This window comes from Ewingella allii (assembly GCF_044430645.1).
Taxonomy (GTDB): domain Bacteria; phylum Pseudomonadota; class Gammaproteobacteria; order Enterobacterales; family Enterobacteriaceae; genus Ewingella; species Ewingella allii.
This window is the reverse complement of record NZ_JAWUDN010000001.1, coordinates 383,692-406,464: the sequence shown is the minus strand read 5'-3', so window position 1 is coordinate 406,464 and position 22,773 is coordinate 383,692. Positions and strand designations below refer to the sequence as shown.

Sequence of the window (22,773 nt, the reverse complement as noted above, 5' to 3'; positions counted from 1 at the left end):
AAGTCCAATTGCTTTATCTTACCCGTTTTCATGGGCAGACAAAAATGCCATCACGCTTTCTCCAGCGGATTGGCGGGAATTTGCACCTCTTCCTTGCGCATGGTCATGGTTATCAGATCCCCCAAGGCCTGCAATTGCTCGGCAACTTGCATGCTCAGCCACACATAGCCGTAGATGGGCGCTTCCAAGTGCTGGCTGGCGTTCATCTCCTGCATCAGCTGTTTTAGCTCTTCCACTGATTCATTCAACTGATGATTCAGCGCGCCTTCATCACCTTTCGTGCCATTGAGCAGCATATCGCTGAGCTTTTCCAGCGAGTCGAGCATCAACAACTGCGCACTGCGCAAGCTGCGGGCATTGAGCATCAGGTAGTGGCTTTCGCGGGAACTCCAGTAGGCATCTGCCAGTAATTCCAGCGTACACAACAGGTTGCGGCTCAGGGTCTGAATGGCGTCAAAGACTTCGCGCGGGATATGCGACTCTTTGCTGGCTGGCGCAAACAGGGCGCGCATCTTCACCATCTGGTTCATGGATTTTTTCAGCTTGCCTTCCAGATGGGGCCTTTCCAGCATGTTCGGCGACAGCCAGGCGCTGTAAAGCTTATTCAGCGAGGTCAGGTAATCCGCCATCTGCATGCGCCAGTGAATAAAGGCGCGCTGCGGGTAGATACTGGCGAAGAACAGCGCCAGCAAGGAGCCGAACACCACGTCCCCCGAACGCCACAGCGCGGTGTGCATGTCCCCCGGCCCCGCGCCGCAGACCACCGCCAGCGTTACGCCGATCAGCAGCGCCATATAGGGTCGCTTGCCGAGGGTCAGATAGCCACTGACGAACATCACCACGCCGCACCACATCAGCATTAAAGGCAGAGAATAAAGTTCGAGCCAAAGCGCAATCAGCCCGGACGCCGAGCCAAAAACCGTGCCCGCGATACGCTCCGCCACGCGCTGCAACACATTGCCCCAGAAGGAGATCGGCCCCATCACCACCACTAAGGTGATCAGCGGCCAGGTGCCTTCGGGGATCTCCGTCAGACGCACAATCAGGAAGGTCAGAATGAACGCCAGCGCGATCCGCAGTGCGTGAGTGATGCGGTAATTACTATAAATCACGTTATCCAGCGGCGAGATTTTCTTGTCCAGACGCATGCGGTGCCCATTCTTAAAGCGGAAGAATCGATGGCGGGTAGTTTAGCCGAGTTGCGGTGGGGGATCACTGCGGTTTTACTGGGGTTGAATCAAACTTTAGTCGAATATCCAGCACATGCCGAAGCTTGACAGATTTCCCCATGACATCTGGCTGTCGAGTGGTATCCTTAACGGCTGTTTGCTATGCCGCAACATCACATTTCGCCGCGATTAAGGGTCAATTCCGCAATGTCAGACAAGCCGCAAAAAACCTTCTACTTTCATGACTATGAAACCTTCGGTAAGAATCCGGCGCTGGACCGCCCTGCGCAGTTCGCCGGTGTGCGCACCGATGAGGATTTCAACATCATTGAAGAGCCGCTCGTGATTTACTGCCGCCCGTCTGATGACTATTTGCCCGAGCCTGAAGCCGTGATGATAACCGGCATTACGCCACAGCTAGCGCTGGAGAAGGGGCTAAGCGAGGCGGAGTTCAGCGCGCAGATCCACCAAGCCTTTAGCGTGCCGGGCACCTGCATTGTGGGCTATAACAACATCCGATTTGATGATGAAGTCAGCCGCAACATTTTCTACCGTAACTTCTACGATCCTTATGCCTACAGCTGGCAATATGGCAATTCTCGCTGGGATCTGCTCGACGTCATGCGCGCCTGCTACGCCCTGCGACCGGACGGCATTAACTGGCCGGAAAACGACGACGGTTTCCCGAGTTTCCGCCTCGAGCATCTGACCAAAGCCAACGGTATCGAACATGAAAATGCCCACGACGCCATGGCCGACGTTTACGCCACCATTGCCATGGCCAAGTTGGTGAAACAGGCCCAGCCGCGCCTGTTCGCCTTCCTGCTTGAGCATCGTAATAAGCATAAAATCAATGCGTTAATCGACATTCCGGCCATGACGCCGCTGGTTCACGTTTCCGGCATGTTCGGCGCGGCCCGTGGCAACACGGCGTGGATAGCGCCGCTGGCGTGGCATCCGGAGAATAAAAACGCGGTGATTGTCTGTGATTTGGGTGGCGATATGACCCCACTTCTCGAGCTGGACGCCGATGCAATGCGCGAACGGCTGTACACCCGTCGCGAAGCCCTCGAGCCGGGCCAGTCGCCATTGCCGATCAAGCTATTGCACATTAATAAGTGCCCAGTGGTAGCTCCAGCTAAAACGCTATTACCCGAAAATGCTGAGCGTTTGGGCATTGATCGCGAGCGTTGCCTGCAAAATCTGCAACTTTTGCGCCAGAACACCCAAGTGCGCGAAAAAGTGGTGGCCTTGTTCGCCGAGGCCGAGCCGTTTAAAGGCTCCGACGACGTCGATGCCCGCCTGTACGACGGTTTCTTCAGCGACGCCGACCGCGCCGCGATGCGCATTATTCTGGAAACCAAACCGGAAAATCTGCCAGCCCTAGATTTAACTTTTAACGATTCACGCATCGAAACGCTGCTATTTCGCTATCGCGCCCGCAATTTCCCCACCACCCTCACCGACGCCGAGCAGCGCCGCTGGCGTGAGCATCGTCAGGAAAAACTCAACGCCGAACGCGTGCAAGATTACGTGTTGCAGTTAGAGTCGCTGTACAACTTGTACGAGGATGATGCCGAGAAAACCGCCCTGCTGAAGGCGCTATTTGATTATGGGAAGGGGTTGGTGGCGTAACGGTAGGGTTACGCTTTTAACTTCAACTTCAACTTCAACTTCAACTTCAACTTCAACTTCAAAACCGTGGGCTCGCCGCCCACACTGGCCTTTAAGGTCAAAACCGTGCGCTGCCGCCACACCGGCCTTGAAGGGCGCCTATCGCCGCGCCCCTCAAGACTCCCCGGCTCTTTCACTGCGCGCTTCGCTCGTAGAAATGGACATGTTTCAGGGGCTTAGGTTCACACCGCAAAATGTCGCCGCTTAGGCGGTACCTTCGCCACGGGATTCGAGCCTTGGGTCTCGAACCTCTCGCTCAGCGCCATTTTTGACTGCGGTTTTGAGCATCTCGGTCGTGCCGTTTCAGAGGTTTTCAGATTTTTGAAGAGTTTGATGGAAAGGTTCGGTGTAAATGCCAGTAGGTCGCGTTCAGAAGTGACGCCGAATGAATGGTTCGAGACCAAAGGCTCGAAGCCTGAAATTCGGGAACCGCCTAAGCGGCGGCACTTCGCGGCGAACACAGTGGCTGCTGAAACATGTCCATTCCAACCCTGCGCAGCCTCGATCTTCCAGCAATAAAAAGCGCGGGTGTCCAGAGGGCGCGCGCTTACGCGCCTTCTGGGCCAGTTTGCGTGGCAACGCAAGGTTTTGGCGGTGTGGCGGCAGCGCACGACCTTGAGACCTTAAAAGAAAGTTTCCTGCCCTTTCCAAAGGGCAAAAAAAAGGACCCTTGCGGGTCCCTTTTAAACTTATGCTTCTGGAGCGATTTCGCCACTCATCTGCGGCGGCTGCTGGCGGAAGAAATTGGTGATAAAGGCTAAATAACCTAAACCAATTGCGCCCCAAACCAGACCCAGCGTCATTGAGCTGGCTTCGAGGTTCAACCACAGCGCGCCGACGGTCAGGGCACCAATCACTGGCAGAATCAGATAATGCAGGTGATCTTTGAAGGTCTTGTTCTTCTGCTCACGAATGTAGAACTGCGAAATAACCGACAGGTTCACAAAGGTGAAGGCCACCAGCGCACCAAAGTTAATCAACGCCGTTGCAGTCACCAGGTCAAAGGTTACAGCGGACATTGCCACTACGCCGACCAACATCACGTTGAAGGTCGGGGTACGCCATTTTGGATGCACGTAGCCGAACAGTTTTTCCGGGAATACGCCATCACGGCCCATCACGTACAGCAGACGTGAAACACCGGCGTGTGCCGCCATGCCTGACGCCAATACCGTCACGCAGCTAAAGCACAGGATCACTGACTGGAAGAACTTGCCTGCCACATACAGCATGATTTCTGGCTGTGATGCGTCCGGATCGTGGAAACGCGAGATATCCGGGAAGTACAGTTGCAGGAAGTAAGACACCACAACAAAGATGATGCCGCCAATCAGCGCAGTCAGGAAAATCGCTTTCGGAATAACTTTACCGGCGTTCGGCGTCTCTTCAGACAGGGAACTGATGCCGTCAAAGCCCAAGAACGAGAAGCACAGAATCGTTGCCCCGGTGATCATCGGCACCACGTGTGCGTTCTCACTGAAGAATGGTTTCGTACTTGCCAGCGTCCCTGCGCCCTCACCCATGTAAACGCCACGGATAAGCAGACCCATGAACACCACCATAATGGCGACCTGAACCACAACGATGATGCTGTTGAGGTTGGCAACAACCTTGATGCCACGCAGGTTAAAGGCCGTCATCATCGCCACCAGCGCGGTCACGAAAATCCACGACGGTACGCCCGGGAAGATAGCTTCCAGGTAAATTTTCGCCAACAGGATGTTGATCATCGGCATGAACAGGTAGTCCAGCAGGGATGACCAGCCAACCATAAAGCCGACGTGCGGGCTGATGGCTTTCTGTGCGTAAGTATATGCAGAACCCGCAGACGGGAAGCGGCGAACCAGCTTGCCGTAACTTACCGCAGTAAAGAGTACCGCGATCAGCGCGAAGATATACGCCGTTGCCACGTGGCCGTCAGTCAGACCGGACACAATGCCAAAGGTATCGAAAATGGTCATGGGTTGCAGATAGGCGAGACCCATCATCACAACCTGAACCAAAGTCAGGGTTTTACGCAGCTGTACGCGATTGGTTGCCGGAGCGGCAGAAGAGACATTAGCAGACATGGCTCAGCCCTCCCTGATTTGCATGCATAGGACGTGTAAACGTCTCCGTGCGCAAAGTACAGGGAAAACTTCGTGTTGAATAACCAGAGAACGGAGGATTGAGCTTCACATCGTTGTGCACGCAAGTGAAGGCTGAGCGTTGTTGGCCGCAGCTGACAAAGAGACCGGCGGGTACCGGTACTGGTTTAAAGTATTGCCCCATCATGCATTTCCTCATAGTGGCGACCGTTTAGTAATTTGGGGTCGCACACGAACCTGGTTATCTATCCGGATCTAGGTCCGGCCTCTGTTGAATTTAGTTTGTGTAACTCACAATGCAAAAAAAATAACCGGCGCCTTTAAGCGTCGGTTATTCTGCATGTGGCGTATTTTGCACTAAATCGAGGGCCGATGACAAGATTTTGAAGCCCTCAAATGCAATTTCTTTCTACGCGTTAGGTCTGGTCAATAAACAATCGATATTTGTCCCAGCCTCATCAGCACCTTAGGCATTGCGCAGCATCCAATCGATTTCTGTTTCAGTCACTCGACGCTCGAACTGTAACAGTTCATCAGATTTACACGCGTGATAGACCTGCGAGAAACGCTCCCCAAGATATTTCTTCAGCGCGCCCTGCTCGTCAAAGGCTGCCAAGGCATCACTCTGACGAATAGGTAACGGAATACCTTCCTGCTCCAGACCATTACCCGTGACGGGTTCCGGCAGAGGCAGTTCATTGTCAAATCCATGTAACATCCCGGCAAGTACAGTTGCCACTACCAGATACGGGTTGGCATCGGCACCGGCAACGCGATACTCCACGCGGTGGTCAACAGCACCGCTACACGGCACGCGCAGCGCCACGGTACGGTTGTTATGCCCCCACGACGCCTGCGTTGGCACATACATGCCGGGCTGGAATCGGCGGAAAGCATTGACGTTCGGCGCTAAAATCGCCATCGACGCAGGCATCAGCTCAATCAAACCAGCCAACGCGCGTTTCATCAGCGCCGAGTCTTCCGACTCCGTGCCAGCAAACAGGTTCTTGCCGTTATCATCCAGCACGCTGATATGAATGTGCATGCCGCTACCGGCGTAATCATCATAAGGTTTCGCCATAAAAGTGGCTTCCATCCCATGATTTTCGGCCACCAGACGCACTAAACGCTTGAGCGCCAGCGCGTGGTCACAGGCCCGCAGGATGTTGTCGCTGTGGTGCAAGTTGATTTCGAACTGGCCGGGAGATGACTCCGCCACCGCGCCATCGGCCGGCAGACCTTGCATTAGAGCAAGGCGATCGATATCGTTGAGAACGTCGGCGAAATGGTCGAGATTATCTACCGAATAGACCTGAGTATGAATACTTCGCTCAGTGGTCCCCGGGTTACAAGGTGGCTGAATAAACCCTTCCGCATCTCGCTGCTTATCGAGCAGATAGAACTCCAACTCTACCGCTACCACCGGGAATAATCCTCGCTGGCGCAATGTTTGCCATAGGTGATTCAGCACATTGCGGGGTTCAACGTCAAAGGGAGTGCCATCTTCGTCAAGCATGGTCAGCAACAGCTGAGCAATATGCTCTGGGTCCGAAGCGGAGGGGGTTAATGTTCCGGGGATAGGAAGACAAATGCGATCCGGCTCGCCTAGCTCTTGGCCAAGGCCCGCCTCTTCCACCACGTTGCCAAGAATATCCATAGCAAACACGGAGGCAGGGAAGTAACAGCCTTTTTCGACTTTAAGCAGAGTAGAGACGGGAATGCGTTTTCCGCGGAAGGTACCATTTAAATCGGTAAGAAGAACATCGACATGCAGAGTAAGTGGGTGACGTTCCAGGTATTGGTTAACTTCATCCTGGAACGCGCTGCTTCGCTTCTCTTCGCCGTGTGCTGCGAAGTCTTCAACTTCGGAACTATTCGATTCAAGAATTAAGGTTTGCATAAAATTTCCACCGTTTGCCTCAGGTTTGAGGCGGATATTGAGGCGACCACGACACCACCATGATGCCCCGCCTTTACTACTTCACTGCGAACTTCTTAATGCAACGGCACTCTCAGATCATATAAGGGGCACACCTCATTCCTCGAAGACATATTTGTCTCAATATTAACCCTAGACCCATCAGAATTGTTTTGCAATAGCAACAATTCCTTTACATATAGGTTTGAAAAAGCAACTCCCCGCTGCTAATTTTAATGGAATAACAGCCAAAAAATAGGCAACAAAACGCGATAAGGCGCGGATTTCTTTCCCTTTCGACCACTCAACGAGGCGGTAAAATGAGCACCATATTTTCCCAGGCACCAGCCAGAAAAGAAGAGAGCTACAGACCGATCATTGGGGTCGTCATGTGTGCCAATAGCATTGATGAGAACCCGGCACTGACCGTACACGAGAAGTATCTCGACGCGATTTTCAACGCCAACGCCATCCCCGTCTGTTTGCCACACGAATTGGCCTCACGGGAGGGCGCTATCGAGGAAGTGTTAGCACGTCTCGACGGCATTTTCCTCACCGGCAGCCCGAGCAATGTCGAGCCGCACTGGTATAACGAAGACGGTATCGAGGAGCTGGCCGATCCGGGGCGCGACAAGCTAAGTATTGCGCTGATCCGCGCGACCTTAGCCCAAGGCATCCCTCTGCTCGCCGCCTGCCGTGGTATGCAGGAGTTGGTGGTCGCCACCGGCGGCAGCCTGTATCGCAAAGTACAGGAAGAGCCGGGCTATATGGATCACCGCGAGGACACCTCCCTCTCCCACGACGAGCAATTCGCGCTGGTTCACCCCGTTAACATCGAGCCGGGCGGCCTGCTGGCAGAGCTTCTGCCCGATTATCAGTCTTTTCAGGTGAACTCACTGCACGGCCAAGGCGCGAAGCGTCTGGGCGCAGAGCTTAGCGTCGAGGCCCGCGCACCGGACAATCTGGTGGAAGCCGTCAGCGTGCGCAGCCACCCCTTCGCCCTCGGCGTCCAGTGGCACCCCGAGTGGCACAGCTTGACCGACGCCGTGTCGCGTCAGCTGTTCGAATCCTTCGTCTCTGCATGTCGGAAGTATCATAGGGGGTAGAGATATCCCCGGGTTGGGCCCTGCTTAAGTCAACTTCAACTTCAACTTCAAAACCGTGGGCGTCGGCCCACACCGTTTAAGTTCAAAACCGTGCGCTGCCGCCACACCGGCCTCGAGGGGCGCCTATCGCCGCGCCCCTCAAGACTCCCCGGCTCTTTACTGCGCGCTCCGCTCGTTGGGCGGACGTGTTTCAGGTACTTCAATTATCCACCGCAAAATGTCGCCGCTTAGGCGGTGCCTTCGCTTCAGGCTTCGAGCCTTTGGTCTCGAAGCCTGAAATTCGGGAACCGCCTAAGCGGCGGCACTTCGCGACGATCACCGTGGCCGCTGAAACACGTCCATTACAACCCTGCGCAGCCTCGATCTTCCAACAGCAAAGAACGCAGGATTCCAAAGGGTTTCGTTTAAAACCCTTTGGGCCAGTGTGGGCGGCGAGCCCACGGTTTTGAACTAGAATTTGAAGATTTAAAGACTCAAAGATTACTCTTAACCTCCTGAATCACCGCCGGTTTCCTCCCAAACACAAACTTCCCAAGCGTCACCAACAGCACCGCGCATAAAATCACTACCAGCGCGACCCACTCTACTGGGGATAGCCATTCGCCGCCGAACCCGATGCCGATCAGTACGGCGACGATGGGGTTGACGTAGGCGTAACTGGTGGCGATGGCCGGGCGAACGGTTTTCAGCAGGAACATATAGGCGCTAATGGCAATCATCGAGCCGAACACCATCAGGTAGCCCAGCGTTAGAAAACCACTCAGCGACGGCGTGGCAGCGAGTTTTTCGCCATTCAAATAACTGGCGGCCAGCAGCACGACGCCCGCGACAATCATCTCGGCGGCACCGGCCATCAGGCCAGTTGGCAAGGTCAGGCGTGAACTCCATACCGAGCCAAAAGCCCAGCTGATGGAAGCGATCAAAATCAGTACCGCGCCCCAGGGATTTCCGCCGAGGCTGCTGCCGGTATTCAACAACACAATGCCAAACAGGCCGATGGCGACGCCGGTCCACTCCAGACGGCTGTTCGGCATCCCCCACAGGCGGCTGAAACATAAAGTAAAAAGCGGCACGGTGGCGACCATCACGGCGGCAATGCCGGAGGGCACGTCCAAATGCTCGGCGACGGTCACCAGGCCATTGCCCACCGCCAGCAGCAGAATGCCGATGGCCCCCGCCGACAGCCACTGTTTCAGCGTCGGGAACTTATAGCCGCGCAGTAGCAAAAAGGTGAACATCACGCAGCCCGCGATGAAAAAGCGCAGACCGGCCATCATCAGCGGCGGCCAGCTCTCTACGCCGATGCGAATGACAAAATAGGTCGAACCCCAGATAAAATACAACGCGAAAAGTGCACCGATTAAAGGCAGCAGGGAGCGGAAGGCTGTTCGGGTCATGGTAAGTACTTTTTTAGAATTAGTTAGAAGGCGAACAGTTAACGCTATTGCTCGGCAGAGCGGCAAGTAAATATGTGCTATTACGTCCAGATGTTACGAAAAAGTTTCTTTAGCACGCGGTTTGCACCGAAAACCTCTCCGCGAGGTAACAAGCGCATCAATAGACTGTTGCAGGTGGGGGCAAACGACTTATAATTCCGGGCAATTATTTAAGAGGTTCGCAAATGAATACGTTCGGCAAAAAATGTCTTATCGCCCTGTTCGGCCTGATGGCTATTGGCGCAATCGGCGGCGTGATGGTGGCAGGTTACGCAGTGGTGATTCAGGAAGATAAAGCGCCAGATACCAGCTCCGCTCCTTCCGTGGTTCCTGCACCTGCTACACAAAACGCGTCCTAAGACGCGTTTCGATTCAAAACTCCCCTGCTTTTCTGCCGCGCTATTCCTGCGGCGGAGTCACCTGCCAGCGTTGCAGGCGACGGCTCCAGCGTTCGAAAGCCATATCCACAATGATCGCCAGCAAGGCGACAATGATCGCCCCCTGCAACACATAGGCCGTGTTAAATCCACTCAGGCCAATCACGATCGGCGAGCCGAGACTCTGGGTACCGACGCTTGAGGCAATCGCCGCGGTGCCGATATTGATGATCACCGAGGTGCGAATGCCGGAGACAATCACCGGCGCGGCCAGTGGGATCTCCACCTTGCGCAGAATTTGCCAGCGGCTCATGCCGACGCCCTGCGCGATTTCCCGCGCCGAGGCCGGGACTGACTCAATCCCGGCAATGGTCCCTTGCAGGATAGGCAGCAGCCCGTACAGCACCAGCGCGATAATCGCCGGTTTCTCGCTAAAGCCCATCACCGGCACCGCCACGGCTAACACCGCAACCGGCGGGAAAGTCTGACCCATCGCCACAATGGTTTCTACCAACGAGCGGAACTCCTTGCCCGCGTGACGCGTGACGCCAATCCCCGCTGCAACGCCAATCACTACGGCAATCAGGCTGGAGACGCCGACCAGCAGCAGGTGCGCGCGCACCAGCGAGGCAAAGCTCTCTTGCAGATATACCGGACGGTCTAGCGCTGGAAACATCCAGTGGAATAAGCCGCCGAGCGAGGTCATGCCAAACACCAGCACAACCAGCAGCAGGATCACCCATGGCAGCGGATCTTTCAGCCAACGCAAGGTCATGCTTCACTCCTTTCGGCCACCAAATCGCCGAAGTGCAGCACGCCCAGCGGCTGCCCGGCGTCGTCAATCACCGGCAGCTGCTCGACGTGGCGGGCGACAAAGACCGACAGCGCTTCACGCAGCGTCATGGAGGCGGCAATCGGCTCAATGGAAGTTGGCAAGGTTTCGCCGCGACGGGTGCGCTCGCCCACCAGCCCTAAAGAGAGCAGCTTGATGCCCATGTCGCTGCGCCCGAAGAAGTCACGCACAAACGGTGTGGCGGGCTTGGTCAGCATTTCCAGCGGCGTGCCCTGCTGAATTACCTGCCCTTCATTGAGCAACACAATGCGGTCCGCCAGGCTCAGCGCTTCATCAATATCATGCGTCACCAGCACAATGGTGCGATTAGTAAGCTGATGAATTCGCGCCACTTCTTGCTGCAAAGTGGCGCGAGTGACTGGGTCGAGGGCGCCAAAAGGTTCGTCCATTAACAGCACTTCGGGGTCAGAGGCCAGTGCGCGAGCCACGCCCACGCGCTGCTGCTGGCCGCCAGAAAGCTGGTGCGGGTAGCGATGGCGGAACTGGTTTGGGTCGAGATGCAGCAGCTCCATCAGCTCGGTCACGCGGTCGCGAATTTTGGCCTTCGGCCATTTGAGCAGTTGCGGCACGGTGGCGATATTCTCTTCCACCGTCCAGTGCGGGAACAGGCCGATTGACTGAATGGCGTAACCCATGCGGCGGCGCAAATCCTGCGCGCGGAATTGACTGATAGGCTCACCGGCAAAGGTGATCTGTCCCTGATCGTGCTCCACCAGACGGTTAATCATCTTCAGCGTCGTGGATTTGCCCGAGCCGGAGGTGCCAATCAGCACCGTAAACTCGCCCTTGGACATCTCCAGCGTCAGATCCCGAACCACCGCTTTTCCGGCGAAGTGTTTGCTTACCTGATTGAAATGAATCATCTGCGTGAGGTTTCCAACATTGAGACTAAGAATTTAAAGATGCCATCGACGATGACTGCCATTAGAACCACCGGGATCACCCCGAGCAGAACCAGATCCAGCGCGCTGCTCAGCAGCCCCTGGAACATAATGGCGCCGAAGCCGCCTGCGCCAATCAGCGCGGCCACCACCGCCATGCCGACGGTTTGCACCGCGACGATGCGAATACCGGTGAGGATCACCGGCAGCGCGATAGGAATTTGTACTTTGTAAAACACCTGTAGCCGGTTCATCCCCATGCCCCGTGCCGACTCAATCACGCCCGGAGAGACCGAATCCAACCCGGCAATCACGCTACGCACCAGCGGCAACAGCGAATAAAGCACCAGCGCGATAATCGCCGGGGCCAGCCCGATGCCGCTGATACCGTGCTCCGCCAGCCACGGCAGCGCCTTCGCCAGCCCGGCAAGGGGCGCCAGCAGCAGGCCAAACAGCGCAATCGAAGGCACGGTTTGAATGATGTTGAGCACCGAGAGGATTGGCGTCTGCCAGCGAGCCGAGCGATGGCAAATAATGCCCAGCGGCAGGCCGAGTAAAATGGCCGGAACCAGCGTGCCAAACAGAATACCGAGATGCTGCCACAGCGCGTCATTGAACACGTCGGAGCGATTGTCATACTCTTTGAGCAGCGACAGTTCGCTGAGCTGGCCGGTGACAATCAGCGCAATCACCGGAATAACCACCTGCACGTTGAGCAGGATGCGCCACGTCGGGCTTTGCGTAATGCGGGAAATGGCATCAGAGGCGATAAGCAGAGAGAGCGCCGCGCTGGCCCAGAATGCCCCGCCGAACGAGGTTCTCGCCACGCTATCTTCATCTCCGCCGGTCAGCGCAATAGCTGCGTGGCCGGTCAACGCCGTCAGGCCAAACAGCAAGATTTCCGCCAGCAGCATCACCACAATCATGTTGCGGCGCGAAGGGGTAAAGAAGGAGAGCAGCAGCAGGAGCAGCACCGGCAGCAGCAGCCACAGGCTCTGCCCGTCGAGCAGGCTGGCGAGGGAGATCCCTTTGCCAGACACCAGTCGGTTCGGAGCATGGCTCAGAAAGGCCAGGCCGCTTCCGGCGGCAATAATCAGAATAACCAGCGTCAGTAAAACGCGATTTTTAACGAAGTCCCGGGTCAAAAAAGTCACCTAAATCTAAAAAGTTCAGCCCGCGCGGCGAACCGGGCGGGCTTGCGTTATCTCCTCACCGATATGGCAAGGATCATTTTTTGACGAAACCTTTGTCTTGCAGGTATTTCGCGGCCACTTTTTTGGCATCTTGACCGTCAACTGCGATTTTGGCATTCAGCTTTTGCAGCGTCGGGCCATCGAGGGAGGCGAAGACCGGCTTCAACAGTTCTGGAATGTTGGGATGCGCCTTCAGCACGGATTCACGAATTATCGGTGCCGGAGCGTAAATCGGTTGCACCCCTTTCGGGTCAGTCAGCGTTACCAGACCCAATGCCGCAACCGGACCGTCGGTGCCGTACGCCATCGCCGCGTTAACGCCAGAGGTTTTTTCCGCCGCCGCCTTGATGGTCACTGCGGTATCCCCGCCCGCCAGCGAAAGCAGCTGGTTCTGTTTCAGCTTAAAGTCGTAAGCGTTTTCAAACGCCGGTAAAGCATCCGGGCGCTCGATGAACTCGGCAGAGGCCGCCAGTTTGAAGTCGCCGCCGCTTTTAATCCACTTGCCCAAATCCTCAAGGCTTTTCAGGTTATGCGCACTGGCGAGGTCGTCACGCACCGCGATAGTCCAGGTGTTGTTGGCAGGGGAAGCATCCAGCCAGACAATTTTGTTCTGGTCATAGTCGAGCTTTTTCACTTTCTCGAAACCGGCCTTGGCATCTTTCCACGCCGGGTCTTTCTCATCAGAGAAGAAGAACGCGCCGTTGCCGGTGTACTCAGGGTAGATATCGATTTCGCCGGCGGTGATCGCGCCGCGCACCACTTTGGTGGTCCCCAGTTGCAGTTTATTGGTGGTCTTGATGCCGTTGGCTTCCAGCACCTGCACAATCAGATTGCCCAGCAGCGAGCCTTCGGTATCGATTTTCGAGCCAACGCGCACGCTGTCTGCGGCTTGCGCAGAAAGACTAAAAGTAGAAACCATTGCCAACGTCGCTGCTGCCGCTATTGCCCGCACTCGCCCACGTCCTGTCATGAAAGCCATCTTATTTCCTCTTATCGGGTTACTTTTATGTTAAGGCTTTGATATCACCAACAACATTAATTCGTATACACATACGGTGTGATAAAGAATAGTTCAATTTTGCCAATTCGGACAAAATGGCGGGTCATCACACCAAGGCTGGATTTTTGAGTAAAATGCTTATTTGTGAAAAGCTTTGCCACTCAGCGCCTAAAGTAACAGGGCTAGCCTAGCGGACGCGCCCCTCCTCTCAGATGAAAATGTTTTAAGTTATAACTATTTCATTTACCTCATGAATAAAAATCAGTTGTGACTAAGGTCACGCCCCTTCTATGCTGATTTTTTGTCTAAAAGCGTAAAAATAATTATGTCAGATTCATTTGCGGCGGCTCCCGCCGGTTCAGGGAATACAGGTTCAGTCAGTTCATCCTCCAGCGACGCGCCGGTTTTAATCCGCTCCGCCGCCGATATCACCCAGCTCGTCAACCGTGGGGCCGCGAAGCTCAGCGACGCACGCATCGTGATTGCTATCGCACTCGGCGGCGTTTTCCTCGACGCCTATGACCTCGGCGCGCTGGCCTTCGGCATTAAAGACATCACGCGCGAATTTAGCCTGACGCCGTCGGGTACCGGCATGGTGGCTTCCGCAATCACCTTCGGGGCGATCATCGGCGCGCTGTTCGGCGGCTATCTCACCGACAAAATTGGCCGTTACCGGGTGTTTATGGCCGACATGTTCTTCTTCGTCTTTGCCGCGCTGGCCTGTGCATTTGCCCCAAACGAGTGGGTGCTGGGCGGCTCACGCTTTGTGATGGGACTTGGGGTCGGCATTGATTTGCCGGTGGCGATGGCGTTTTTAGCTGAGTTCTCCAAGCTGTCCGGGCGTGGCAATAAAGCCTCGCGCGTGGCGATGTGGTGCCCGACGTGGTACGCCGCCATCAGCATCTCCTATCTGCTCGTACTGCTGCTTTACGCGGTATTGCCTGCCACGCACACCGACTGGTTGTGGCGTTTAATCCTCGGCTTCGGCGCGGTTCCGGCTCTGCTGATCATCGCCATCCGCCATCGTTATATGAATGAGTCGCCGGTGTGGGCCGCCAATCAGGGCGACCTGCAAGGTGCCGCCGCGATTTTGCGTAAGTCATACAATATTAATGCCGTGGTGGCCGACGAGGCCGATCTGAAACCGGCGGTAAAAGTGCGTAAAGCCGCGTGGCGCAACTACGGCACGCTGCTGCAAGGGGTTTATCTGCGCCGTACCGTGCTGGCGACGGTGACCGCCGTGGCCTCCTCCTTCGCCTATAACGCCGTGGCTTTCGGCCTGCCGGTGATCCTGTCGACGTTTTTGGCTCAGTCGATGATCAGCACCATTCTGGTGTCGCTGGCGCTTAACCTGCTGTTTGCCTTTGTCGGCGGGCTGATTGCGGTGCGCTATGTGTCGAAGTTCGGCGCATGGAAGATGACCGTCGCCGGATATGCCTGTCAGCTGATCGCCCTGGTGGTACTCGCCGCCATTGGTCGCCCAACCGGCGGCGCAGAAGCCGCGATTTCCATCGGCATGTTGGCGCTATTCCTGTTCGGCCAAGGTTTCGGCCCCGGCTCCCACACCATGACCTTCGCCTCCTTGAGCTACCCGACCTCGCTGCGCGGCATGGGCGTAGGCTTCAACCAAACGTTAATGCGCGGCAGCTCAACGTTTTCGCTGTTCCTGTTCCCCGTATTAGCCGCCGCCCTCGGCACCGGCGTATTCTGGGTGATCGCGTTAGCGCCGCTGGCAGGGCTTATCGTGTTGACGGCGATTCGCTGGGAACCCTCAGGGTATGATGTTGATGCGGAAGATTTTTAGGGGGCAGCTTTTGGGAAAGCTGAGCAAACCTTTTAAGGTCAAGGTCGTGGGCGTCGGCCCACACCGACCAAGGGAGGCGTAAACGCGCCTCCCTTGGAACCCTGCGAAGCCTCGATCTTACAACAGCAAAAAACGCAGGATTCCAAAGGGTTTCGTTTAAAACCCTTTGGGCCAGTGTGGGCGGCGAGCCCACGGTTTTGAATTTAAAGATCTAAAGGAGCTGTGGGCCTCCCTGCCCACTATTCCCTTAGCGAATACCCGCTAAGAACGTCTTCGCATAATCACCTGAGGCTTTCTGCGCCGGGTTACTGCTGGTCTGCAAATCAACGTAGGTGTAGCTCGATGGGTTGTCGCGGTTAAACGACCAGCTACCGATAAACGCCATGTTCTTCTGCTTGGCGAAAGCGGCAACCGTGGTGGCGTCTGGCAGTTTGAACATCTCGGTGGTGTCGTCGTTTAGACCGATCATCGGGGTGATGGCTACCAGTGGGTAGAGCTGCGCGTCAGTCTGGCCCGGATAGAGTTTGCCCAGCTGAGTTTTGATGCTGGTTGCCGCGTTGGTCGCTGCTTTACCCATATCTTGGCTGGAAACGCCGTCGTTATAGTCCATCGCCATACCGTTTACGCTGAACTTCACACCGGCATTTTTGGCGCTCTGAATGATGTTCAGACCTTCAGTCACCAAACCTGCTGGCATGGTTGGCAGTGTAAAGCTGATGCGAACCGATGGGTTGCTCTTCTGGAAAATCGCCAGGGCTGAGCTGATTTTACCGTAGTCGTATTGACCGTTTTCCAAGTCGAAGTCCAGCTGTTTGGCTTTAAACTTCTGTACCACGTCGGTGTAAGTCTGTACCAGTTGGTCAACAGTGAACTTGGTGGAGATATCGGCGTTGGACGCGCCGCCGAAGGAGACAATTACCTGACGGTTTGCCGCGTTCAGGTCGTTTGCCAGCGGCAGCGCCCATTCCAGCGGCATGGCGTCGGAGGCGGCCCAGCAGGCTTTATTCGACGGGGAAAGTGTCAGGAAGCCCAGCACCAGACCGTCAACGCCGTAAGAAATAGCTTGTTGAGAGTAAAGCGGGTTTGGGCGACCGTTAGGGTAATTCTGCCAGTCACTCCACAGCGCATTCAGGGACACATCAATATAAGGGGTATATAAAGTAGCCATGTTGTATATCCTTTTTTATGTAGGTAAGAACGTTTACGCCGGGGCCTTCTCCGGCGGCAAAGTCATCTTCTCCTACAACCTTTTTTGATGCATTCGATCAGGGTAGTAGCACCGATGGCACAACAGCATCAAAATTAAAACGATATAAAACAGTTAGATAGATTTAAACATTTATCCCATTACCGGTGAACGCGGTGCAAAGACGTGACGTGCCCCCTGCTCAATCATCGCCGCCACCAAATCGTATCCGCCATTGGGGCGGGAAAGCGCAAACTCCCGTTCGGCAGTGAAAATCGGGCTGATCCAGAACTGGTTTACCGGGTCACCATAGTTATCTGGCAGGGTCATTTTGCTGGAAGGCGAACAGAGCGCGGAAGAGACCACGTGTCCCTCATAGCCCAGCGGCGCCATCGGTGAAATCAGCGTATGCCCTTCTCCCAGCCAGCTCAGCGTGGTCCACGGCAGCTGCGCATAGCCAGAAAGCGCGCTGGCCATCTGCACCGCGTTCTCTTCCGTCACATACTCTTTACCGACGGCGAAAGCCAGCTCGATGCGCCGGTGTTCGCGAGCTTCGTCATTAAAAATAATGTCGATTTGCGGCATTGGGCGGATGCTCATGCCCAGCGTGAAGAAGTAGTAATTCTCCTCATCCTCGTGCTGGGAAATGGCCATTGGCGGCCAGTTGCCCTGATCAATGCCGTAATATTTCACCGATGGCCCGAAGCGCTCCTCATAGCTGGCGAGGAATTTACGCTGAATTTTCGGCCACGGGTTGTGCTCTTCCTGCTGCCAGTCGCGCCAGAATTGGCGCGTCTTGTCGGCCAACTCATATTGCGTATTGGTCGACGCCGATCCCAATGGGAAAGTCAGCGGGTTTTGCTTGATGCAGCCCGCTGAATAGCAGACCGAATGGTCGATATACAGGCTCCAGCCGGGGATCACCGCCAGCAGCAACCCTTGATACCAGAGGGCCGCGCCGTCGTCGCTTTCATTCCATAAAATTTGAATTTGTGCCGGATCCAGCGGCGCTTCTGCCTCCAGGCTGCGGCAATACTGCGCGGCGAGCATCGGCGCCTTCCCGCTCTCCATGGCGGCATGGTCGTCGTGCTGCGGGGCGGGAGAAAGATTGCGGATCCAGCAGGCGCGCATGCGCGGGAAGCGATCGCGTAAATCTTCGCGGGCGTAAATATAGAGATAAGCCACGCGGTCATCCTGCTCGACCAGCGCGGTCAGGGTTTGTTTGTCGTTACTGACTTCGACGAGAATGTCTGACTGGCGCATAAAACCTCAACGGTGGGCCTCAATAGGATTTGAAGCGTCTGAGTCACTTTCCAGTCAGTGTAGAACGATTAGCAAGTGAGGATAACGGGCAAAAGTCCCAAAAATCCTTGTGATAGCGGGGAAAACAGAGGCGAAATTGAGTAAACAGCAGGCAACCAGCGGGAAAAAATAACGCCAGACCCGAATCTCGGCGCCTGGCGTGTTGGTTTATAGCATAACGGCGTGGCTATCGAGCTTAATGAGCCAGAGGTTTCGACGCCGTGGCTTTATTCAGCTCTGGCCACAGATGAATGACCAAATCAATCAAGCGATTAAGCTGCTCGGTGCTGGCCCCATCGCGAGCCTGCACTGACATACCCTGAACAGTACATGCCAGATATTTCGCCAACAGCGCGCTGTCAGTCGTTTGTGGAAGCTCGTTGCTGAGTTTTTTCTTTTCGAAGTACTCAAACAAAGTGCGTTCCTGCGACAAGTGGCGGTTGCGCAGCATTTCCGCGATGTCTTGCGAAGAGGAAGACATGCCGGATGAGGCGCTAACCATAAAGCAGCCGCTCGGCGTATCGCAGTCGGTGAACATTTCTGCCGTGGTGCGCAGATACTGTTCGATAGCCTGTTCAACGGACAAATCTGTTCTGCTCAGCAGACAGAAACTCTTTTCGTAAAAGGTTGCCAGATAGTGTTCAACGGCCGCGCGGAATAACCCCTCTTTATTGCCGAACTCGGCATATAAGGTAGGAGCTTTCGCACCCGTGGCTTCGACCAAGTCCGCTAAAGAAGTGGCCTCATAGCCATGACGCCAGAATAAATTCAGGGCCTTGCTCAGAGCAGTTCCACGATCGAACTGTTTTGGGCGACCGCGACTTTTCCGGACCAAAGCCGTGTGTTCAGTGCTCATACACCCTCCTTCCATCACCTTATTGGTTCTGGTTATCAGAATAATTTAACGATCATTATTAAAAATAGTTGCGCACAAGTCCAGCAGAGATTATTATTTAATTATCGAGCGATAAGTAAATCACTCTTAGCATCTAGAATCTCAGGACAAACCATCATGCGTGCTTTAAAAATCCTTCTTGCCGTTATGGCTTTAACCGCTGCCCCGGTTGCCAATGTCGCCGCACAGCAGGTTATCATGATGCCAACACAGAGTCAGGAAGTTGCCATGGTCAATGTGACTGGGGACAGTAACTTTTGTCACCCTGCCCGCTTCGTCAACGGCAAATCGTCACAACAGCGCATTCCAACTTCTCCAACCATGCCACCTGCCCCAGCGGGCTCAGGCAATCACCCTCCCGTTTATTACTAGGTGATCACCTGACCCCTTATTGCACCGTGCTTTAGACGCCAACGCAGAAAGGGGATGTAATAGAAAGGCGACATAAAGGTCGCCTTTCTGATTCTCAGCAGAGCGAGACTTCTGAAAACCACCCAACGGTTTTACCATCCTTCGCCCTTCACTCCAACCATTAAGTTATCACTCATTAAATAATTCTTGCTTGTGTCATCAAAACCCACTAGCATTTAGTTATCGACCGTTAATTAATTAACTTGCCGTGAAGATTTAACAATTGAGATACATATCCCTCTTGTTAACGTGATCTTGCTCACAGCACTTTTAGTTAACGATTATTAAAAAAATAAGTTGCACAAGATTCCGTCAACGACTAATATTTAATTATCGAACGTTAATTAATAACGTTGAGCGAATCATAAAGACTTTCGACAGCACGATAAACGAATAGAGATAAGGAACTAACATCATGAAAAACGTAAAAATGACTATCGCAGCACTGGCTCTGGCTACCGTATCTTTCTCTTCCATGGCGGCAACGCTGGTTGATTCAGCTCCGGCTAACCAAGAAAAAATTGGCGTGATCAGCGCGAACTCAAGCAATGACCTGTCTAGCTTGCAGCGTGAACTGAATGCCAAAGCTACTGAAGCAGGTGCCAGCTCTTACCGCATCATCGGTGCTTCTGGTGACAACTACCTGCACGGTACTGCTGAGCTGTACAAATAACAGCGAGCCGCTTTTAAAGCGTTATCGCACTAAATTAGTTAACGATTAATAATAATGATTCATAATTAAAGGTACTTATCATGAAAAACGTAACAATGACTCTTGCTGCCATCGCACTGGCCACGGCTTCTTTCTCCACTCTGGCTGCGACTCAGGTTCAGTCTGCTCCAACTAACGCCCAGTCAATCGGCGTAGTTAGCGCGCAGGCCGGTACCAACTTGTCTAGCCTGGAACACCAGCTGGCCGCTAAAGCAGAAGCTAATGGTGCAACCTCTTATCGCATCATCTCCGCTTCCGGCGACAACCGCCTGTACGGGACTGCCGAGCTGTACAAATAAGTCCTGAAGTATTGAGTTTTAAAGGGTACCGAACGGACAGAAGAGTGGCTTTGTTGCCCAGAAAGAGCGCGCGAAGAGCGCCCAGCTAACAAAGCCTGATAAACGACGAATCAATAGGACAATATATTATGAAAAACCTGACAATGACCCTCGCAGCCATCGCACTGGCAACGGCTTCTTTCACCACTATGGCCGCCACCCAGGTTCAGTCTGCTCCTGCTAACTCACAGCCAATCGGCGTGATCAGCGCACAGGCCGGCACTAACCTGTCTAGTCTGGAAAATAAACTGGCAGCCAAAGCAGAAGCTAATGGTGCTACCTCTTATCGCATCATCTCCGCATCCGGCGACAACCGCCTGTACGGGACTGCTGAGCTGTATAAATAATCGTCGCATTAATCACGACGACTGAGGGCAAGACATCATGAAAAACCTGACAAAGACTCTCGCAGCCATCGCACTGGCCGGGGCCTCTTTCACCACCTTGGCCGCGACACAGGTCGAGTCTGCACCAGCTAACGCCAAGTCTATTGGGGTGATTAGCGCACAGGCCGGTACTGACTTGTCTGGCCTGAAGAGTGAACTCGCCAATGAAGCACAGGCGAGAGGCGCAAGTGCGTATCGCATCATCTTCACTTCCGGTGACGGCGATAACCACACTTACGGCACGGCTGAGTTGTACAAGTAAGCGTTAAGCAGTAGAAACATGAAGAAGAGGCGGCTTTGGCCGCCTTTTTCATGCCTGCCTCTCGCCCATCCCCCGCTAAAGTAATTATTTTCATCCCTCGTTTAGAGAAAGGCTATATCGCCGCTATCAACAGCCTCTATAATGCTGCTGCACAATTTATAAGAATTTTCATGGGATGAAATAACGATGTCTAATATGGTTTTTTGTAGAGGCTGCGGCAAAGAGATCCACGAAACTGCCAGAAGCTGCCCTCACTGTGGCGCAACCAACAGCGTGCCGGGTTCGAAGAACCGCATCGCGGCGGCCTTGCTGGCCTTTTTCCTCGGTGCCTTTGGGGTACATAAGTTCTATTTGGGTAAAATCGGGCAAGGTTTCCTGTACTTACTCTTCTGCTGGACCTTTATTCCTTCGATCGTCGCATTTGTAGAATTTATTATTTATCTCTGCATGTCGGACGAAGATTTTGCCAGAAAGTATGGCTAAGACCGGCGGTAAAAATGGAAAAGGCAGAATCTGATTTCTGCCTTTTTGCTTTCTGCTGATCCCGCCCATGTCCGCGTGGCCTTTAGCGCCGCTGGTGATGATTAATATTGAGCACCGCGGTTGGCATTTTGTGGAAGTATCGCCGCTAAGTCGGGCAAACCTCCCCGGTCATCAGGGGAGGTTTTTACTGCAAAATTAGTTGGCCGAGCTTTTCAGCTGGCTGTCCTGTTGGTGCTGCTCTAGGGCCAGCTCGAGCAATTTAGTGATCAAATCGCTATAGCCTAAGCCGCTGGCGGCCCAGAGTTTTGGATACATGCTGATATTGGTGAATCCCGGCAAGGTGTTGATTTCGTTAATCACCACCTCGCCCTGCTGGGTGAGGAATACGTCCACGCGCGCCATACCGCGACACTCTAAGACTTCAAACGCCTGCAAAGCGATGGCGCGAATTCGGTTATTGGTTTCAGGGGATAAATCCGCCGGCACCGCCACCGAGGCGCCCTGCTCGTTGATGTATTTGGTGTCGTAAGAGTAGAACTCATCGTGCAGGATAACTTCGCCACAGACGCTGGCCTGCGGCTGCGCGTTACCCAGCACGGCACACTCGATTTCACGCCCGACAATGGCCGACTCCACCAGCACTTTATGGTCGAAATCAAAGGCCAAGTCCAATGCGCGGGCATATCCAGCCTGATCGCTGACCTTGCTGACGCCTACCGAAGAGCCTTGGTTAGCAGGCTTGATGAACAGCGGCAGACCCAGCTCTTGCGCCACTTTTTCAAAGGTCTGCTTGGCGCGGTTACTACGCGTCACGGTGACAAAAGGTGCCACATTGAGGCCCGCGTCGCGCAGCAGGCGCTTGGTCACATCCTTGTCCATACTGACCGCCGACCCCAGCACGCCAGAGCCGACAAAGGGAATATTCGCCATGCGCAGCAGCCCTTGCAGCGAGCCATCTTCACCCAAGGTGCCGTGTACAATCGGGAAAATGACATCCAGTTGGGAAAGCGCGCTGGCGCTGTGGGTTTCAATCAGCTGGTTTTCAGTCTGGCCGGGGATCAGTGCCACCTGATTGTTGGACTTATTCAGCGCAATCATTGACGGATTTTCAGCATTGATCAAGTAGTTACTGGCGTCGTTAATATGCCATTCGCCTGTTTTATCAATGCCTAACAGCGTGACGTCAAAACGCTGCTTATCTATGGCATCCACAATATTCTTTGCCGACTGCAACGAGACTTCGTGCTCTGCCGATTTCCCGCCAAAAATGATGCCTAGGCGTAATTTACTCACCACAGCT

The 22,773-nt window shown here is 54.4% G+C and carries 22 protein-coding genes; 10 read left to right on the top strand and 12 right to left on the bottom strand.

The window, feature by feature from the left end; translation table 11 throughout:
* Nucleotides 1-50: 50 nt before the first annotated feature.
* On the bottom strand, nucleotides 51-1,148 hold the full coding sequence (locus SBO83_RS01945; protein ID WP_034791571.1) for an FUSC family protein: 1,098 nt from the start codon (nucleotides 1,146-1,148) through the stop codon (nucleotides 51-53).
* Nucleotides 1,149-1,376: 228 nt separating this feature from the next.
* Here SBO83_RS01945 and sbcB point away from each other — a divergent pair, with 228 nt between their 5' ends.
* On the top strand, nucleotides 1,377-2,804 hold the full coding sequence (gene sbcB / locus SBO83_RS01940) for an exodeoxyribonuclease I (protein WP_396130286.1): 1,428 nt from the start codon (nucleotides 1,377-1,379) through the stop codon (nucleotides 2,802-2,804).
* 728 nt (nucleotides 2,805-3,532) lie between these two features.
* Here sbcB and SBO83_RS01935 read toward each other — a convergent pair.
* Both SBO83_RS01935 and SBO83_RS01930 read right to left on the bottom strand, forming a co-directional pair.
* Nucleotides 3,533-4,912, bottom strand: coding sequence for an APC family permease (locus SBO83_RS01935; RefSeq protein ID WP_353502691.1), 1,380 nt, complete (start codon nucleotides 4,910-4,912; stop codon nucleotides 3,533-3,535).
* A 484-nt stretch (nucleotides 4,913-5,396) separates the two neighbouring features.
* Nucleotides 5,397-6,830, bottom strand: coding sequence for a glutamine synthetase family protein (locus SBO83_RS01930; RefSeq protein ID WP_353502692.1), 1,434 nt, complete (start codon nucleotides 6,828-6,830; stop codon nucleotides 5,397-5,399).
* A gap of 338 nt (nucleotides 6,831-7,168) precedes the next feature.
* Here SBO83_RS01930 and puuD point away from each other — a divergent pair, with 338 nt between their 5' ends.
* Entirely contained in the window at nucleotides 7,169-7,954 is a 786-nt protein-coding gene (gene puuD / locus SBO83_RS01925; protein ID WP_396130285.1) for a gamma-glutamyl-gamma-aminobutyrate hydrolase, read from the top strand.
* Nucleotides 7,955-8,427: 473 nt separating this feature from the next.
* Here puuD and yedA read toward each other — a convergent pair whose 3' ends face one another.
* Nucleotides 8,428-9,351, bottom strand: coding sequence for a drug/metabolite exporter YedA (gene yedA / locus SBO83_RS01920; RefSeq protein WP_396130284.1), 924 nt, complete (start codon nucleotides 9,349-9,351; stop codon nucleotides 8,428-8,430).
* Nucleotides 9,352-9,575: 224 nt separating this feature from the next.
* Between yedA and SBO83_RS01915 the strand changes: the two genes are divergently transcribed.
* Nucleotides 9,576-9,749, top strand: a complete 174-nt coding sequence (locus tag SBO83_RS01915; RefSeq protein WP_185688239.1) for a hypothetical protein — start codon at nucleotides 9,576-9,578, stop codon at nucleotides 9,747-9,749.
* A 40-nt stretch (nucleotides 9,750-9,789) separates the two neighbouring features.
* Here the strand turns inward: SBO83_RS01915 and SBO83_RS01910 are convergent, their stop codons facing one another.
* From SBO83_RS01910 to osmF, 4 genes are all read right to left on the bottom strand, one after another.
* Nucleotides 9,790-10,542 carry an ABC transporter permease subunit gene (locus SBO83_RS01910; RefSeq protein ID WP_396130283.1) on the bottom strand — a complete coding sequence of 251 codons (753 nt, stop codon included), beginning with the start codon at nucleotides 10,540-10,542 and terminating at the stop codon, nucleotides 9,790-9,792.
* Nucleotides 10,539-11,483, bottom strand: coding sequence for an ATP-binding cassette domain-containing protein (locus tag SBO83_RS01905; RefSeq protein ID WP_396130282.1), 945 nt, complete (start codon nucleotides 11,481-11,483; stop codon nucleotides 10,539-10,541). The genes SBO83_RS01910 and SBO83_RS01905 overlap by 4 nt, the downstream gene beginning before the upstream one ends.
* Nucleotides 11,480-12,646, bottom strand: a complete 1,167-nt coding sequence (locus SBO83_RS01900) for an ABC transporter permease subunit (protein ID WP_396130281.1) — start codon at nucleotides 12,644-12,646, stop codon at nucleotides 11,480-11,482. Before SBO83_RS01900 ends, SBO83_RS01905 begins: the two co-directional genes overlap by 4 nt.
* A gap of 82 nt (nucleotides 12,647-12,728) precedes the next feature.
* Nucleotides 12,729-13,673, bottom strand: a complete 945-nt coding sequence (osmF, locus tag SBO83_RS01895) for a glycine betaine ABC transporter substrate-binding protein OsmF (RefSeq protein ID WP_396130280.1) — start codon at nucleotides 13,671-13,673, stop codon at nucleotides 12,729-12,731.
* A gap of 346 nt (nucleotides 13,674-14,019) precedes the next feature.
* On the opposite strand from osmF, the gene SBO83_RS01890 reads away from it, so the two are divergent.
* Nucleotides 14,020-15,498, top strand: coding sequence for an MFS transporter (locus SBO83_RS01890; RefSeq protein ID WP_396130279.1), 1,479 nt, complete (start codon nucleotides 14,020-14,022; stop codon nucleotides 15,496-15,498).
* A 247-nt stretch (nucleotides 15,499-15,745) separates the two neighbouring features.
* Here the strand turns inward: SBO83_RS01890 and SBO83_RS01885 are convergent, their stop codons facing one another.
* From SBO83_RS01885 to SBO83_RS01875, 3 genes are all read right to left on the bottom strand, one after another.
* Nucleotides 15,746-16,666 (bottom strand): chitinase, encoded by a 921-nt coding sequence (locus SBO83_RS01885; RefSeq protein WP_353501436.1) that lies wholly within the window; start codon nucleotides 16,664-16,666, stop codon nucleotides 15,746-15,748.
* A 171-nt stretch (nucleotides 16,667-16,837) separates the two neighbouring features.
* Nucleotides 16,838-17,947 (bottom strand): suppressor of fused domain protein, encoded by a 1,110-nt coding sequence (locus tag SBO83_RS01880; RefSeq protein ID WP_353501435.1) that lies wholly within the window; start codon nucleotides 17,945-17,947, stop codon nucleotides 16,838-16,840.
* 235 nt (nucleotides 17,948-18,182) lie between these two features.
* The gene (locus SBO83_RS01875) at nucleotides 18,183-18,842 is read right to left on the bottom strand and encodes a TetR family transcriptional regulator (protein ID WP_396130278.1); all 660 of its coding nucleotides are present in this window, start codon (nucleotides 18,840-18,842) and stop codon (nucleotides 18,183-18,185) included.
* Between the two features lie 156 nt (nucleotides 18,843-18,998).
* Here SBO83_RS01875 and SBO83_RS01870 point away from each other — a divergent pair, with 156 nt between their 5' ends.
* From SBO83_RS01870 to SBO83_RS01845, 6 genes are all read left to right on the top strand, one after another.
* On the top strand, nucleotides 18,999-19,253 hold the full coding sequence (locus SBO83_RS01870; RefSeq protein WP_353501433.1) for a hypothetical protein: 255 nt from the start codon (nucleotides 18,999-19,001) through the stop codon (nucleotides 19,251-19,253).
* Nucleotides 19,254-19,707: 454 nt separating this feature from the next.
* Nucleotides 19,708-19,965: a multiple stress resistance protein BhsA gene (gene bhsA / locus SBO83_RS01865; RefSeq protein WP_353501432.1), complete on the top strand. Its 258-nt coding sequence runs from the start codon at nucleotides 19,708-19,710 to the stop codon at nucleotides 19,963-19,965.
* Nucleotides 19,966-20,045: 80 nt separating this feature from the next.
* Complete coding sequence (bhsA, locus tag SBO83_RS01860) at nucleotides 20,046-20,303, top strand: multiple stress resistance protein BhsA (RefSeq protein WP_353501431.1); 258 nt, start codon at nucleotides 20,046-20,048, stop codon at nucleotides 20,301-20,303.
* 128 nt (nucleotides 20,304-20,431) lie between these two features.
* The gene (gene bhsA / locus SBO83_RS01855) at nucleotides 20,432-20,689 is read left to right on the top strand and encodes a multiple stress resistance protein BhsA (RefSeq protein ID WP_353501430.1); all 258 of its coding nucleotides are present in this window, start codon (nucleotides 20,432-20,434) and stop codon (nucleotides 20,687-20,689) included.
* Nucleotides 20,690-20,726: 37 nt separating this feature from the next.
* Entirely contained in the window at nucleotides 20,727-20,990 is a 264-nt protein-coding gene (bhsA, locus tag SBO83_RS01850; protein WP_396130277.1) for a multiple stress resistance protein BhsA, read from the top strand.
* Between the two features lie 186 nt (nucleotides 20,991-21,176).
* Nucleotides 21,177-21,473, top strand: coding sequence for a TM2 domain-containing protein (locus SBO83_RS01845; RefSeq protein WP_396130276.1), 297 nt, complete (start codon nucleotides 21,177-21,179; stop codon nucleotides 21,471-21,473).
* A gap of 195 nt (nucleotides 21,474-21,668) precedes the next feature.
* On the opposite strand, the gene ddlA is transcribed toward SBO83_RS01845, so the two are convergent.
* Complete coding sequence (gene ddlA / locus SBO83_RS01840; protein ID WP_396130275.1) at nucleotides 21,669-22,766, bottom strand: D-alanine--D-alanine ligase; 1,098 nt, start codon at nucleotides 22,764-22,766, stop codon at nucleotides 21,669-21,671.
* Between the last annotated feature and the right edge of the window lie 7 nt (nucleotides 22,767-22,773).